18 protein-coding genes are annotated in these 14928 nt (G+C 53.6%); 7 read left to right on the plus strand and 11 right to left on the minus strand.

The annotated features are described in order from the left end of the window. Positions 1-197: 197 nt before the first annotated feature. The 5 genes from RBB76_RS07040 to RBB76_RS07060 all read right to left on the minus strand — a co-directional run bounded on the left by RBB76_RS07040 (position 198) and on the right by RBB76_RS07060 (position 3495). On the minus strand, positions 198-632 hold the full coding sequence (locus tag RBB76_RS07040) for an LIC_13387 family protein (RefSeq protein WP_429628129.1): 435 nt from the start codon (positions 630-632) through the stop codon (positions 198-200). Beyond that, on the minus strand, positions 629-1159 hold the full coding sequence (locus RBB76_RS07045) for an SRPBCC family protein (protein ID WP_429628128.1): 531 nt from the start codon (positions 1157-1159) through the stop codon (positions 629-631). Before RBB76_RS07045 ends, RBB76_RS07040 begins: the two co-directional genes overlap by 4 nt. 4 nt (positions 1160-1163) lie before the next feature. Next, a complete protein-coding gene (locus RBB76_RS07050) occupies positions 1164-1469 on the minus strand; it encodes an ArsR/SmtB family transcription factor (protein WP_429628127.1) in 306 nt (101 codons plus the stop codon). A gap of 527 nt (positions 1470-1996) precedes the next feature. Then, complete coding sequence (locus tag RBB76_RS07055; protein WP_429628126.1) at positions 1997-2554, minus strand: hypothetical protein; 558 nt, start codon at positions 2552-2554, stop codon at positions 1997-1999. Beyond that, positions 2551-3495, minus strand: coding sequence for an alpha-amylase family glycosyl hydrolase (locus tag RBB76_RS07060; protein WP_429628125.1), 945 nt, complete (start codon positions 3493-3495; stop codon positions 2551-2553). The genes RBB76_RS07055 and RBB76_RS07060 overlap by 4 nt, the downstream gene beginning before the upstream one ends. Before the next feature lie 45 nt (positions 3496-3540). Here RBB76_RS07060 and RBB76_RS07065 point away from each other — a divergent pair, with 45 nt between their 5' ends. The 7 genes from RBB76_RS07065 to RBB76_RS07095 all read left to right on the plus strand — a co-directional run bounded on the left by RBB76_RS07065 (position 3541) and on the right by RBB76_RS07095 (position 10402). Next, positions 3541-5106: an alpha-amylase family glycosyl hydrolase gene (locus RBB76_RS07065; RefSeq protein WP_429628124.1), complete on the plus strand. Its 1566-nt coding sequence runs from the start codon at positions 3541-3543 to the stop codon at positions 5104-5106. 252 nt (positions 5107-5358) lie between these two features. Further along, entirely contained in the window at positions 5359-6624 is a 1266-nt protein-coding gene (locus tag RBB76_RS07070) for a DUF763 domain-containing protein (RefSeq protein ID WP_429628123.1), read from the plus strand. After that, positions 6624-7208: an alpha-ketoglutarate-dependent dioxygenase AlkB gene (locus tag RBB76_RS07075; RefSeq protein WP_429628122.1), complete on the plus strand. Its 585-nt coding sequence runs from the start codon at positions 6624-6626 to the stop codon at positions 7206-7208. Before RBB76_RS07070 ends, RBB76_RS07075 begins: the two co-directional genes overlap by 1 nt. Before the next feature lie 314 nt (positions 7209-7522). Next, entirely contained in the window at positions 7523-8176 is a 654-nt protein-coding gene (locus RBB76_RS07080) for a PIG-L deacetylase family protein (RefSeq protein ID WP_433963562.1), read from the plus strand. After that, complete coding sequence (locus tag RBB76_RS07085; RefSeq protein WP_429628121.1) at positions 8173-8748, plus strand: SAM-dependent methyltransferase; 576 nt, start codon at positions 8173-8175, stop codon at positions 8746-8748. The genes RBB76_RS07080 and RBB76_RS07085 overlap by 4 nt, the downstream gene beginning before the upstream one ends. Further along, complete coding sequence (locus RBB76_RS07090; RefSeq protein WP_433963536.1) at positions 8745-9458, plus strand: glycosyltransferase; 714 nt, start codon at positions 8745-8747, stop codon at positions 9456-9458. The genes RBB76_RS07085 and RBB76_RS07090 overlap by 4 nt, the downstream gene beginning before the upstream one ends. Next, on the plus strand, positions 9455-10402 hold the full coding sequence (locus RBB76_RS07095; protein ID WP_429628119.1) for a hypothetical protein: 948 nt from the start codon (positions 9455-9457) through the stop codon (positions 10400-10402). Before RBB76_RS07090 ends, RBB76_RS07095 begins: the two co-directional genes overlap by 4 nt. A gap of 44 nt (positions 10403-10446) precedes the next feature. Here RBB76_RS07095 and RBB76_RS07100 read toward each other — a convergent pair whose 3' ends face one another. The 6 genes from RBB76_RS07100 to RBB76_RS07125 form a co-directional block, all read right to left on the minus strand. Then, positions 10447-11454, minus strand: coding sequence for an SDR family oxidoreductase (locus RBB76_RS07100; RefSeq protein ID WP_429628118.1), 1008 nt, complete (start codon positions 11452-11454; stop codon positions 10447-10449). A 61-nt stretch (positions 11455-11515) separates the two neighbouring features. Then, positions 11516-12706, minus strand: a complete 1191-nt coding sequence (locus RBB76_RS07105) for a zinc-dependent alcohol dehydrogenase (RefSeq protein ID WP_429628117.1) — start codon at positions 12704-12706, stop codon at positions 11516-11518. A 48-nt stretch (positions 12707-12754) separates the two neighbouring features. Continuing rightward, on the minus strand, positions 12755-13393 hold the full coding sequence (locus tag RBB76_RS07110) for an SRPBCC family protein (RefSeq protein WP_429628116.1): 639 nt from the start codon (positions 13391-13393) through the stop codon (positions 12755-12757). A gap of 164 nt (positions 13394-13557) precedes the next feature. After that, positions 13558-14349 (minus strand): SDR family NAD(P)-dependent oxidoreductase, encoded by a 792-nt coding sequence (locus RBB76_RS07115; protein ID WP_429628115.1) that lies wholly within the window; start codon positions 14347-14349, stop codon positions 13558-13560. Positions 14350-14462: 113 nt separating this feature from the next. Further along, positions 14463-14624 (minus strand): DUF3309 domain-containing protein, encoded by a 162-nt coding sequence (locus RBB76_RS07120; protein ID WP_260740483.1) that lies wholly within the window; start codon positions 14622-14624, stop codon positions 14463-14465. 25 nt (positions 14625-14649) lie between these two features. Beyond that, on the minus strand, positions 14650-14913 hold the full coding sequence (locus tag RBB76_RS07125) for a hypothetical protein (protein ID WP_429628114.1): 264 nt from the start codon (positions 14911-14913) through the stop codon (positions 14650-14652). Between the last annotated feature and the right edge of the window lie 15 nt (positions 14914-14928).

A 14928-nucleotide genomic window follows, 5' to 3' on the forward strand; every position in this document is an offset into this window, starting at 1 on the left:
ACAGTAACAATGCAGGTCTCTCCGATCTTGAACGTTTAGGACGGTATCGAACGAATGCGACCTATGTGATCTGACACCCCGATTCCTCCGAAGACGCTTCCGCGATCCATTCCGCTCCGATTCGTCTTTCAGTGCGGCCAAGAGCTTCCGACGCTTTCGTGATCCCCAATACTTCTCAAAGTAGCTGTGTCCGGATGTCAAGCGGGGAGAGGAGCGGGACCTCTCACCGACAGCGCCGCCATCGCAAGACAGAAGGCCGCGACTCCAGAAAGTGCGGCTGGCCCGACCGAGAAGTACCGTAACGACAGTCCGAGACCAATGACCTGTAGCGCAAAGATTCCCCACACGATCGTGCGAGCAATCGTTTCTCCCCGTCTTGCTGCGGAGCCGAGCATCCATACGAGCCACGCTTCAAAGAATTGGAACGCGGAAATGGTAAGCCCAAACCCTAAGTAAAAGTTGCCATAGCTGAAGGTTGACGAGCCTTCGGAAAATTGAACGTTGTTCATCGCCGCCAAAACCGCGCGGCCCTCATCCGAATGTGGACGAAAGGTCAGAAAACCGAACGTGTGTCCTACCGCGAACAGCGCCAGCAGGACGGCGGAAATCCGGAACCATAAAACCGGCTTCACGACGCCACCTCAACTTTCGCCGCAAACATAGCGAGCAACGACCCCCATCCGCCTTCTGCATTCACCTGCTCACGCATCCCAGCTCCACCCGTTCCGTGGCGTTGGAAGTCACGATGTTCGAGTTCCACGAGAGTGGTCACACCGTCGTCGGTCGGCAGAAACCGCAGTTCAACTTCGCTGCATTTCGCGAGATCCATCTCATATTGCCAGGCAGGGTCAACTCTCCATGCCATAACAAAGCGATGAGGCGGATCCCAAATCAGCACCGTTCCCCAACTGCACGTTGTTCCATCTTCCTGTTCGGAATAGATCGCGCCCATCGGCCAGCCCTCCATGACCACCCTCGTCATCGGTAATGTTCCGATGTGGTGAGTCCTCGGCCACCAGCTATCCATCTCTTCTGTGAATACGCGAAAGGCCTGTTCGGCGCTTGCGCGGACTCGAATGCTTTTTCTCACGGGTTCGATATCGCCGACATCAGCGATGCTTGCGCCCAATGCGTCGTTGATTGTTTGCTTCTCTGGCATCGTCCTATTTCTCCTCTACCCTTGCTTTGAATGCTTCCAAGACCTCTGTCCAGAAGCCGTCGAAGTACGAACGCAACGACGCTAGGCCGCGGATATCAAGTTCGTAGTACCTGCGCGTTCCAACCGGTTTGACCCGCACTAGCTGGGCGTCTTTTAGAATCCGAAGGTGCTGCGAAACAGCGGGCCGGCTTATAGGCAAACCATCAGCCAAGTCGACGACAGACATTGGACCGCGGCGAAGCCGTTCAATGAGTAGCCGTCGGGTCTCATCCCCCAGAGCATCGAACTGTTGCGATTGGTGAGTATTCACTTACGGTAAGACAATACTTACGCTCACGCATGTCAAGCGATTGCGAGCATTTTGAGGCCAGGCGGGGTGCTGATGATGTTCAGCCGACGCGAATCAGGCCACAGCGGAGTGAAGGAAGTAGATCGCCGACCAACGGGTCTGGCCGGGTACTACGGCCTCAAATGAGATCATGAATGGTCGTCAAGGGCGGTGCAGCGGAACTCCGCGCGAAGTTTTGAAACAGGAGTGCGCGCCAGCCGTCGTCGGGAATCGAGACGGCAACTCTATCCAATTCCCGTTCCTGCATCCCGAAGTTACATTGTCGGCAAGCGTAATGCTCCGACCGAGGTCGGGCCAAGTTTGGCACTGTCGATCACTCTATCGCCGTTCATCTTGTCTGCCTGGCTATCAATAATGAAGTAGAAATTACTCCCTCGTATGGCACCCGTCGTTGGAAGAAAGCGAAACGGGGGACGGTTTTCAAGCACAGTGGTCTGAACCACCCGTTTGCCGTCCCTTGAAAGCCGGAACATTGCGATGCGTGGCGATCAGATCGCGTTTTGCACTGCAACTAGATTGCCCTTCCACCAATAAAGCCCATCTATGCCCGCAACGGTGCAGTGTGGCCCTGCGTTGAGATCGGAACTCGATCCGATTTGCAAGTCAACGAGCACGATTCCAAAGTCGTCGGCTACGTAGAGCCTTTTCAAGTCGGGGCTGATGGCTATTCCATTTGGGGCAGAGAGACCGCGGTTCACCTTCAAGGATTGAAACGTATGTGAGACCGGGTCAAACCGAAACACTTCATTCGAGACACTATCGGTGAGCAGAATGTCCCCATGCCCGCCTCTCACGAGATCGTTGAATCCATGCTCCCTCGTTCCGGTCGGTGTGAAGCGTCCCAATAAAGTGCCCGAGCCGTTAAAATGGAGCAGTTCCGACTTGTTTGTTTCCTCGGCCCAGGATGCGGCCCAAACTGTGCCGGTGTCCGGATCAGGCCTAATCCCTAGGATAGGAAGCAGACTGTAGCGGCTCTCGGGAACAAAATCCGATGCGATGCCGGTTCTCGATATACTGACAATCTTTCGTCGATTGAGACTGCTCAAATAGAACACATCCCGTCTGGTGTCGTAAGCCAGCCCTTCCGGCACCAGTCCCGTTTCGATTTTGTCGAGCGCATCGCCTTGATAAGGGGTCGAGAATCACTGGTGGCGAGCGCATAAAAAAGGTGTTGGTTTACCTCGAAGTTGAACATCATCTGTACGCGCTCACCAGCTGATCCGAAATATTTCATGTCGGTTCCTGACAGGACGTTCGCTTCGGCCAGAATGATTGCTTCTCCTTCTCTCCAGGTTAGGAACTGGCTAAAAGTCCGCAGCATATCGTATTGTTCTTCCGGTTTGGCTACCTTTGCACCCTTTTGCGAGATTACAAATGGAACGGCGTCCATGCGAAAACCGGAGACTCCAAGTTGCAACCAGAAGCCCATAATCTTGAGGATCTCAGCCTGTACTTCAGGATTGGAAGTATTTAGGTCCGGTTGGAAATCGTAAAAGCGATGGAAGTAGTAGGCCTTGGCAACCTCATCGTAGGTCCATGTGGACTTCTGTACACCGGGGAACACTACTCCTGAGGCGGCATTCTTCGGCTTCTTCTTCGACCACACATACCAGTCGCGGTATTTAGATTGTGGATCGCGACGTGCCGCTTGGAACCAAGAATGTTCGTTAGAGGTATGGTTAACCACCACGTCGATCAGCACGCGCAATCCACGCTGTTTGCAACCATGCGTGAACTCGACAAAGTCGCCGAGCGTCCCATAGCGAGGGTTGACTCCGTAGTAGTCGGCGACATCGTAGCCATCATCCTTGCAGGGAGATGGTTGAAACGGCATCAGCCAAATCGCAGTTACACCCAGTCCTTGCAGGTAATCCAGACGGCGCATTAGTCCCTGAAAATCGCCGCAGCCGTCTCCATTTGCATCCATATAAGTTGCGACTGAAAGACAATAGATAACTGCGTTCTTGTACCAGAGATCATTGATCATACGAGCAATCTTTCAGTTCGAAATTTTCCCCGGGAGTAACATTAGATGCACAATCCTGCTTGGTGGCAATCCGCAGTGATATACGAGGTCTATCCTCGATCGTTTCAAGATAGCAACGGTGATGGCATCGGGGACTTGGACGGCATCATCCAGCGGCTCGATTATCTGGTCCGACTCGGGGTCGACGCTATATGGGTAGCGCCGATCTATCGATCTCCCATGGCCGATTTCGGATATGACGTCGCTGACTATTGCAGCATCGATCCAATTTTCGGAACGATGGAGGATTTCGATCGCCTTCTCGAGGAAACACACCGCCGAAATCTTAGGTTGATCCTCGATTTCGTCCCCAATCATTCTTCCGATCAACATCCTTGGTTTTTAGAAAGTCGATCTTCGCGTGAGAATCCGAAACGAGACTGGTATTTGTGGCGCGATGAGCCGAACAATTGGAGGAGCAACTTTGGTGGTTCGGGTTGGGAGTGGGATGAACGGACGAATCAGTATTACTATCACTCCTTTTTAAAAGAACAACCGGATCTGAACTGGCGTAACCCTGATGTCCGCGCGGCTATGTTCGACGTGCTCCGGTTCTGGCTGGACAAAGGGGTGGACGGATTTCGCGTTGATGTCATGTGGCTCATCATCAAGGACGATCAATATCGCGACAATCCACCGAATCCTGAGTTCAGTCCAACCCAATCCTCCGGCAACAGCTTGCTAACGATATACAACTCCAACCGCCCCGAGGTGCACGAGGTCGTCGCAGAGATGCGATCTCTGATTGACAGCTATCCCGAACGCGTCCTGATAGGAGAGATATATCTCCCATTAAAAGATTTGATGACTTACTACGGACTGGATTTGAACGGCGCAAATCTGCCGTTTAACTTCCTACTGCTCCAATGTCCTTGGAACACGCAAGCCATTGCCAAGGTTGTCTCCGAATATATGAAAGTGTTACCGCATGGAGCATGGCCGAATTGGGTATTGGGAAATCATGATAATGCGCGGATCGCGACAAGAGTTGGCCGTTCACAAAGCGTGATAGCAGCTATGCTGTTGCTCACTCTTCCCGGAACATTGACGATCTATTATGGCGAAGAGATCGGTATGACGAACGCCTTGATTCGGGCGGAAGACGTGCAAGATCCTGCGGAAAAGAGGCAGCCGGGAATCGGGATGGGACGAGATCCCGAACGTACTCCTTTGACGTGGGACTCATCCGAGAAAGCCGGCTTCACGCAGGGTCGGCCTTGGCTGCCTATCGGGGCCGATCATCAGACGGTGAATGTTGAGGTTGAAGAAAGCGATGAAGCGTCCATCCTGAACCTGTATCGCAGATTGATCGCTCTCAGGCGTGCTTACCCAATGCTGGTAGGTGGCCAATTGGGCGTCCTCACAACTTTAGGAGATCTCTTATGCTACGAACGAAGCGACGGGAGCCAGCGCTTGGTGGTGTTGCTCAATCTAGGTCAAAGTCCGATTCATGCGGAGACAGGAGCCGGGATAATTCTCACGGGGACCGATTCTCGTCGTGACTCGGAGCAGGTCGGCAACTTTATAGAGCTACGAGGTTCGGAAGGTGTAATCGTTGAGGTCATTTCTTAGTCCTTCCAGTGGCGGACAGCGCACGGGATTAGTTACCTCGCCCGCTATTGTGGTTCGTTAGCCCTGATCGTCAAAGAGTGACATCGCTTTCTCTATTCGCGTCCGCTTTCCGCTGAGCTTTCTCGGCCTTCTTCGGTACTGCCATTCTTCGATGCATGGCGCTGAAGTCAGGGCTGGTGCTAAGAATAAAGCTGACGGCTCCTGCATGATGATCATTGCTACGGAGCAGTCATCATTGCTTAAAGCGAACAAATGGCGAATAATAAATACGGATACCGACCATTGAGACGCTCCGGCATTGCCGATCTTCCGCTTCACGGAGGGCGTGTGCCTAAGTGGCTGGCCAATCGCATGACTGCGTTAGGAACAGCCATCGCCGAGCAAGTAATTCTAAACTATGGCCAATCCGAATTTCTGACGCGATTGAGTGATCCATTCTGGTTTCAGTCTTATGGAGCAGTCATGGGTATGGATTGGCACTCATCTGGCATCACGACTTCGGTACTCGGAGCGCTGAAGCGTGGTCTCAATCCGCGTTTTTCGGATCTTGGTTTGATGGTCTGCGGAGGTCGTGGCCGACATTCCATCCGCACCCCGGACGAACTTCGTGCTTTTTCTATGAAGACTGGACTTGATGGAGATACATTGGCACGCACGAGCCGGCTCACGGCGCGAGTGGATAACAACGCCATTGCAGACGGATTCCAGCTTTATCTGCACTCCTTCGTAGTCACGCGATCCGGAGAATGGGCCGTCGTTCAGCAGGGAATGAATACTCAAAATCGCCTAGCACGACGGTATCACTGGCATTCAGCGACAGTGCGGGACTTCGTGTCCGACCCACACACCGCCATCGTAGGCGAACCCCAGGGTGAGATTCGGAATCTGGTGGACGCCCGTTCCGAAAGGGCAAGAGATGCTTTGCTTGTAATTGCAAAAAGTCCTTTTGAAAAAGTCTTAGGCGACGCCCGCAAGCTTTCGATGCCAATGCATCACGATGTCCGTGCCACGGATGTCGATTTGGAGCGACTTGGCGCAGTCCTGGCAGTCGCACATGAAAAAGACCTACGAGACTTCGCCTCGCTACTCCTGGTAGAAGGTCTCGGTCCACGAACGCTACAATCTCTTGCTCTCATTGCCGAAGTCGTACATGGTGCCCCCAGCCGTTTCTCCGATCCGGCACGCTTCTCATTCGCACATGGTGGCAAGGATGGGCACCCTTTTCCGGTTCCACTAAAGGTCTACGATGACTCGCTCGCCATCCTGCGTCGCTCTCTGGAAGCAGCTCGACTGGGCCACACCGAAAAACTTGAGGGCTTCCGGCGATTGGATCAATTGACCCGTAATGTCGAGGCGAATCGGCAGCCGTTTGCAGATTTCGACACCGCGGTAGCTCACGAGCGAGCAATCTCTGCATCGATCGGCGGCAGGACGGTTCTTGATGACAAGCCACAGGACAAACAGTCGGCACCAACGTCTCAGCTGAATCTATATTTGAAGACTTCCAGGAGGTTCTGATGGCAACGCAGAAAGGTCTCTTCGCTGAACTAGAGAGTACCCAAGCGCCGACTATGCCGAGTGGCTTTCGTTATCAAGAAGACATCATCAGTGAACCTGATGAGGCTGCTCTCGTCGCATCACTTGCAACACTCGAGCTCAAACCATTCGAATTTCACGGTCATGTTGGCAATCGACGTGTTACATCTTTTGGTCTTCGCTATGACTATGCACGTCGTACGGTTGAGCCAACGGAAAGGTTTCCGCCGTTTATCGAAGAGCTCCGCAGAAAGGCCGCAGATTACGCGGGGAGGAACATCGATGAAATTCAGCAAGGCGGAGTAAATCAATATCCGGCAGGCGCAGGAATAGGTTGGCATAAAGACAAGCCGCAATTTGGTGTGATCGTTGGGGTTTCGCTTCTGGCACCAGCAATAATGCGCCTTCGCCTTTCAACCGGCGCCAGCTGGATTCGCAAATCCCAAATACTCAAACCACGATCGATCTACATTCTGGAAGGCGAAGTTCGAACGCGATGGGAGCATAGTATCCCGCCCGTCGACTCGCTACGCTACTCACTTACGTTTAGGACTTTGGCGCAGTAGCTACGCCTCAGAGCATCTTCGCAATATGGTTTTGACCGAACTTCGAGCATCCTTTGATAAGTCTCAATCCGACTCCCAGCCGTTTCTTCAAGCGGGTGAGGTTTAACGCTGTAAAACGCGGCAGGATCGCCAAGCCCTTCCTTGCTCCAGCCATGGAATCATCACCTGCTCGTTGAATTGCAAAGAACGTGGGTGCTATCAAAAACACACGGCCGAATCGTCTCTTAGCTTTGGCGATTCAGGAGTTTCATGCATCAGACAATTTGAGTCGACTTATGATCGTACCTTTGTCTCTAGAAGAAGAGTGGTCACCCATGTGGGAAGCCGCGACGTCGTGGCAACCATCTGGGAAGAATGTCCTTGTGATTTCACCACATCCGGATGATGAAACTCTCGGAGCCGGGGGCTTGATTTCAACACAAGTTTCGGAAGGCGTTCCTGTGCAGGTAGTCGCCGTAACAGACGGCGAGAACGCATATGGCCGGGGCGACTCTACTCTTGCTGCGAACCGACGGATGGAACAAAGTGCGGCAGTTAAGCAACTGGGTTTGAAGCCCGGCGACGTTATTCGTCTCGGGCTTACTGACAGCGCGGTCAGCTCTGAAGAACGCACTCTCACAGAACGCCTCCTCCCGCTCGTTTCTAGAGAAACCCACATCTTTGCTCCATGGATAGGAGACTTTCATCCAGACCATGAAGCCTGCGGTCGCGTAGCGCAGACAGTTGCGCAGCGTGCGGGAGCATCTCTCACTTTTTATTTTTTTTGGACGTGGCACCGCGGAACACCACAGCTGCTTAAGAACCTGCCTCTGCGGTCGCTTTCTCTCAGTCCTGATCATCGGCGCTCAAAGCTTACTGCGTTATCTCAGTACCGTTCTCAATTGGAGCATCCTTCGGGACAACCCATCCTTCCGGATGAGCTGCTTTGGCCTGCCCGACGTTCGACCGAAATCTTTTTGCCTTCATGATCAGGAACACTACAAGTCGCGCCTTTTTTGATGCGCTCTACGAGAGCAGCCCGGATCCGTGGAGCTTCGCGTCGAGTAGCTATGAGCTTGGCCGTTACGAGCGCATTCTTCAAGCTCTCCCTTGTAGTCGATACAAACGCGCTTTCGAACCGGGATGTTCTATCGGAGTTCTGACAGAGCGACTAGCTTCCATCTGTGACGAGGTAGAGGCGATGGAGATCTCCTGCATCGCAGTCGATCGGGCGCGTCAACGCTGCAGCACCCGAACAAACGTCCACATTGTGTGCGCATCGATGCCAGACCAGATGCCAACCGGTGAGTTCGATCTGGTCGTATTCAGCGAGATCGGATATTACTTCGCCGAATCCCAATTGGCATCTCTCGTAGACAAACTGATCACCCAAATCAGCCGTGGTGGGACATTTCTTGCTATACATTGGCTCGGCTCCTCTCCCGATCATCTTTTGAGCGGGGACCATGTCCATCAGGCCATTTCGAATATCAAGGACCTGAGTCTGGAACACTCGGAACGTCACGCAGATTTCCGCCTTGATCGATGGGTGCGCCTATGAGTCGTAACCCATGGCACGTAGCGGTGGTGATTCCTGCTCGGAATGAAGAAGCTCTCCTTCCTCGATGCCTGAAATCCGTGTTGGAGGCGTGTGCACTTCTTCCGGTATCGGTCACCACGGATGTTGTTGTCGCGTGTGATACTTCTACCGACCTGACATTTGAAATCGCGAAGCAGACCCTGGCAAAACATGGAACAGTTGTGGCAACAGAAGCGGGGGCTGTGGGCCACGCGCGTTCGCTCGCCACCGAGTTGGCTCTGCGACGTTATTCAGGCGAGCTCCGGTGTTGTTGGCTGGCAAATACTGATGCTGACTGCTGCGTACCAAGGTCATGGCTCGTCGACCAGCTTTTGTTCGCGGACCAAGGCATAGAAACCGTCGCCGGTATTGTTGATGTCGATTCGTTCGAGGAACATGATATCGGCGTTGGCGTGCGGTTTCGCAAGAGCTACCTCATCCATGAGGATGGTTCCCATCCACATGTTCATGGGGCAAACCTGGGAATTCGTGGTGATGTCTACCTTCGCTCAGGCGGATGGAAAGGACTTACGACGGCTGAGGATCATGATCTATGGGATCGCCTTCTGAAAACTGCTGCGCGACGCACCTCAACAAATGCAGTGAAAGTACTGACGAGTGGTAGGCGTGTTGGACGCGCACCCCATGGATTTGCGGGCGCTCTCGCCGCGCATAATGAGATGAGCGCATGACGACCGAGGCGTTTGTCGTTCAGCTTCGCAAGACAGTTGCAGAAGAAATTCCTCTGCCTGGTGCTGGCAACACTGACAGGCGTTACCGATCTTTGTTTGAGATTGGCCGCAGGAATCTCTCTCTTGCCCGTATGGCAGAAGCACATTGGGATGCAGTCGCTATCCTTAAAGAGAATGGCAGCAATCCTAAACCAGATTGCCTTTACGGAGTGTGGGCGTCCGAGCGCCCAGGACAGGCCATCACATTGGAACGGAACCGTGACTCCTCCTTTCGGATCAATGGAAAAAAGATGTTTTGCAGTGGGGCCGGACTAGTTGATCGCGCACTCATCACAGTGGGCGGTCCTCAGCCGCAACTTGTGGATGCCGATCTTCGAGACAACGATCGCTTCCTACATTTTGATGATTCAGAATGGAAGACGAACGCCTTTCGAGAAACTCGGACCTCCACCGTGACCTTCGAGAATCTACCTATCATCCCTGAGGAACTAATCGGAGCCCCGGGCTGGTACCTTCAGCGACCGGGCTTCTGGCACGGGGCATGCGGACCCGCAGCCTGTTGGGCTGGAGGCGCTGCAGGACTTGTTGAGTATGCGAACGAACAATCCAGAAAGGACCCTCACACATTGGCGCACCTTGGTGCAATGCGGGCTTCAATATGGGCGTCATTGTGCTACCTCGACTCCGCTGGCCGTGAGATCGACGTTGCTCCGAAAGATCGTGAAAGGGCTCTAGTACGCGCCCTAACCGTTCGACACCTTGTTGAGCAAGCTTGCTCAGACATCTTGAGAAGATTACCGCGAGCCTATGGACCGCATCCAGTCGCGATGGACGAGAAGATTTCTAAACGCTATCAGGAGCTGGACCTTTATCTTCGCCAGTCTCACGCCGAACGTGATTTGGAAGCGCTAGGCCGCGCTATTAAGATCACGCCAGCTCCTTAGTCGCGTTATCAACATGGGTGAAGTTTTAGAAGTAGCTCAGACCTTTACGGCTGGCCCGCACCACCGCCCGCGCCATATATATTCCCCGTCGTATAGCTGGCGTCGTTAGCTGCGAGCTGCACGTAAATACTCGCGAGTTCAGCCGGCTGGCCTGCTCGTCTTAGCGGATACGTTTCCCCAAAGTGAATCAAGTGATCTTGGGTTGCTCCGCCTGAAACCTGAAGTGGTGTCCAGATTGGTCCCGGCGCAACACCATTCACGCGAATCCCCTTAGGACCGAACTGTTTGGCCAATGACTTCACATAATTCATCGTCGCTGCCTTTGTCTGGGCGTAGTCATACAAGTTGCCCGCGGGATCGTAGGCTTGCTCAGACGTTGTGGCAATGATGCACGAGCCCGGCTGCATGTGCGGGAGTGCTGCCTTGATGATCCAGAAAGGAGCATAGATATTGGTCTTCATGGTCGCATCGAAAGCTTCTGTCGTGAGCTGGAGTATGTCTTCGCACTGCTGCTGGCGTCCCGCATTGGACACAACAATGTCGAGCCCACCAAGTTCAGCGACGGCCTTCGTAACGAGTTCCTTGCAGTAGCTCTCCTCGCGAAGGTCACCTGGTATCGGGATGGCCTTGCGGCCCTCAGCCTTGATCAGCTGAATGACCTCGCGAGCGTCAGGCTCCTCCGTGGGGTAATAGCTGATGACAACATCAGCGCCCTCCCGCGCATAGGCGATGGCAGCAGCGCGTCCCATGCCAGAGTCGCCGCCCGTGATAAGCGCTTTGCGTCCCATGAGCCGGCCCAACCCCTTATAGCTCGTCTCGCCGTGATCCGGTCGAGGATTCATCTTACTGGCGAGACCAGGCCAGGGTTGTGATTGTCCCGGATAAGGCGGCTTTGGATATTTGGTTGTTGGATCGACAAATGGTGCAGTGGTATTCCCCGCCGCCGTCTGGGCCTGCGCATTGGGAACAGCCACGGTAATCGCAGCGCCTGCAATCCCGGCTCCAAGATGGGTTACGAGATCGCGGCGGGAAATCGGATTGTCAGAACTCATATTCGGGTAACTCCAAAGACTACGGTGCGCGTTATGGCATAACGCTAAGAAAGATATTTCGCTAAGCTGCGGCGTCTGCCCAGGGATCGATCACGATCTTTGTCACATTCTCTTTCTTGTCTCTCCAGACCTTATACATCTCAGGCGCCTGCTCAATCGTGATGCGATGCGAGATGATGTAACTCGGATCAATCTGCCTCTTCTCGATTCGCTCAAGCAGAGGTTTCATGTAGTTATGCATATTCGTCTGCCCCATCTTCATGGTGATGCCCTTACCAAAAGCCGCTCCAAACGGCACTTTATCGAGAAGGCCACCATAGACTCCAGGCACCGACAAGGTGCCCCCTTTACGGACAGCCTGAATTGCCTGCCGGAGTACGCTTGGTCGATCAGTCTCCATCATCAGAGCGACTTTGACTTTGTCGTAGGTGCCCTGAAGTTGAGCGGAATGAGCTTCGAGACCAACGGCATCAATGCACGCGTCCGGGCCAATGCCACCAGTTAGATCTTTGAGTGCGGTGAGAACGCTGACATCCTCCTCGGAATAGTCGACCGTGATTGCCCCGAGGCTTCGCGCCATCTCAAGTCGTTCCGGTAGACGATCAATTGCGATAACTCGTGCAGCCCCAAGCATGAACGCGCTTGCAATTGCGAACTGACCTACCGGTCCGCAACCCCACACCGCGACCGTATCTCCAGGTTGGATCTGCGCATTTTCAGCCGCCATATATCCGGTCGGGAAGATATCGGAAAGGAAAAGCACCTTCTCATCCGGAAGATCGCTTTCGATCTTCAATGGGCCTACATTCGCAAAAGGAACACGCGCATATTGCGCCTGCCCACCAGCGTAACCACCCATCATATGGGAGTAGCCAAACAGGCCTGAGCCTGAATATCCGTATGCGGCTTCCATCAGATGGGCATTGGGATTGCTGTTGTCACACGCAGCCCAGATCTTCTTCTTGCAGAAGAGACAGTTGCCGCAGGCAATCGTGAATGGAACAACGACTCGATCCCCGCGCCGCAGATTGGTGACTTCTTTCCCCACTTCTTCGACGACACCCATGAACTCGTGGCCCAGAATGTCTCCCGATTCCATGGTAGGTATGAATCCGTCGTAGAGATGAAGATCTGATCCGCAAATGGCAGTTCGCGTGACCTTGATAATCGCGTCATGCGGATTCAGAAGCTTCGGGTCTGCTACCGTAAGCGTTTCTACTTTGCTCTTTCCCATCCAACAAACAGCCTTCATGACTTCCTCCAATTCGATTCCTGGCAATGTCCAATGCGAGCTTTTCGCTCAGTTTGATCCCGAAGGCGTAGGAACCTTTTCACCATAGGTCGATGCCTTCATCTTTCCAATCAAGCCGCGGTCCTCATGAGGTTGTCCCTGAGTTCTCGGGATCTCGCCTGTCTCGGCAAGAGCTTTGAAGTGTCGCAGGTTCTCAATCACGGCTTGCTTCGGATTGCGACCCGTGAACGTCTCCCAGGCGCTAGTCAGTTTGCCCATGCGGAACGCCTGCAGCACCGTCACTACCGTACCGCGGCTACCAGGAGCCTCTTCAAAGATCACCTCACCCGCATTGTCCGAGTCCCCACCGATAGACCGCCACGCGATCCGCCTCCCAGGTTCGTCGGCCAGGATTTCGGAATCCCATTCGATGGTCTTCTCTCCGGACTGCATCACCCAATGTGAAGTTCTCTCACCTGTGACCGTAACGTGCGTAATTTGCTCCTGCCAGCCAGGTGCGGCTACAACGTTACGCCACATAGCGTATAAATCGTCGGCGCTAGCTTGAATCAGCGCGGAGGTTCTAACCCAGAGCTTGCCATCTTTGTCCTCAGGAGGAGGAAGATAACGTCCATTGAGAATCACACTCGCTGGGCTGGCGGTGGGCACTTCTTCCGCATAGGGCTTTTCCTTTAAGGCAGAGGACATCGCAATCTCCTTTGCGCATCCGTGCAACGCAATGCTTGGGATCGTCCGGCGACTTGCTCACGGACGTACTAACATAGACGCACAAACTGGCGATCGCGTGGTCTGTGTGTTAACGATCAGAAGCCCGTCAAGGACGGGCTTCCGGGACCAACATGTTTCGCTTGCTACTTTTCAGAGTTGGGCTTGGCCATCTTTTCATGCATTGCAGCTTTCAGATTACCCGGCACGACATTAGCCAGAGCCCCTTCCAGCTTCGTCTTGAACGACGCAGCATAAATGTGATCTTTACCGGCCAACAAGGCATCAATTCCCTGGCGGGCGACATCCTTTGGTTCGCTTTCAGATTTACCTTTCTGTCCTACCTCAGTCTCGTCCATCCCTGCACGATGGAAGAAGTCTGTATCAGTCGGGCCCGGTTGAAGTGCCGTGACCGTGATGCCGGTTTCTTTCAATTCGTACCGAAGGCTATGAGCAAACGAAAGAACAAATGCCTTTGTCGCAGCGTAGACCGCTTCACGTGGCGCGACCATCTCACCTGCAATGGACGCAGTAAAGAGAATCTTCCCGGCATTCAACTCTTTCATGTGTTGCACCACAAATTTAGCGAGCTGCACGGTTCCGACACAGTTAAGTTCAACCATATTCAACTCGGCGTCGAGATCAGTCTCGGAGAATAATCCGCCCACTCCCACGCCTGCGTTGATGCAAGCAATGTCGACTGGCCGACCAAGCGATTGGACTTGCGACCATAGCTGATCAACGCCTGCTCTGGTTGCGAGATCGGCATTCACTTCAACTACCTGATGTCCGCCGCTCCGTATCTCCTCTGCGGCTGCGCTCAGTCTCTCACCGGAAGAAGAAATGACAAGGTCATATCCTCTGTTTGCTAATTCTTTCGCTAATTCAAGGCCGATGCCACTTGACGCGCCTGTAACTAAAGCCAACTTATCTTCCATGACCTGTACTCCTGCTACTCCATATGCGTGCGATCATTCCACGCAGTCTGATGCAGATGAGTAGTCAGGGGATTGATGGAGATGCATTGGTCGTTACGGCGACGATCGATTGCTTAGAGTCGTCCTCGTCCTCGCCCAAACAGCAAGTAGATAACGATCACACCGAGAATCAGGCTAATGCCGCCACCACCGTAGTAACCGATTCCGGGGCCCATGTAGTAGCCGCCACCGCCGAAGAGAACTAACAAGATGATGAGAATGACTATCAGAGGCATGCTCGGAAGTGTAGCATGCGGCCCGTTATCTTGGTCCGTGATGAAAGAGGCGCTTTCTTCTTAGTGCCCAAAGTGCTCCCGAAAGCAGCATCCAGGCGCACGAAGCAATGGAAATTACCCAGTATGCATTGCGGCCGGGTAGTCCGCGCCAAAGAACGATTGCAAATGCCATAAGGCCGATGCATCCGAGGGATGCACCCGCCGCATCAATGCTGGCCGCCAGACGTCCTCGCACGGTTCCATCTAATCCATATTCAGCCTTGCGCTTCTTTTCGTGATCTTCAATCAAACTCGCACCTGCCGG

Origin of the sequence: Tunturiibacter psychrotolerans (assembly GCF_051013365.1) — a bacterium.
Classification (GTDB): domain Bacteria; phylum Acidobacteriota; class Terriglobia; order Terriglobales; family Acidobacteriaceae; genus Edaphobacter; species Edaphobacter psychrotolerans_A.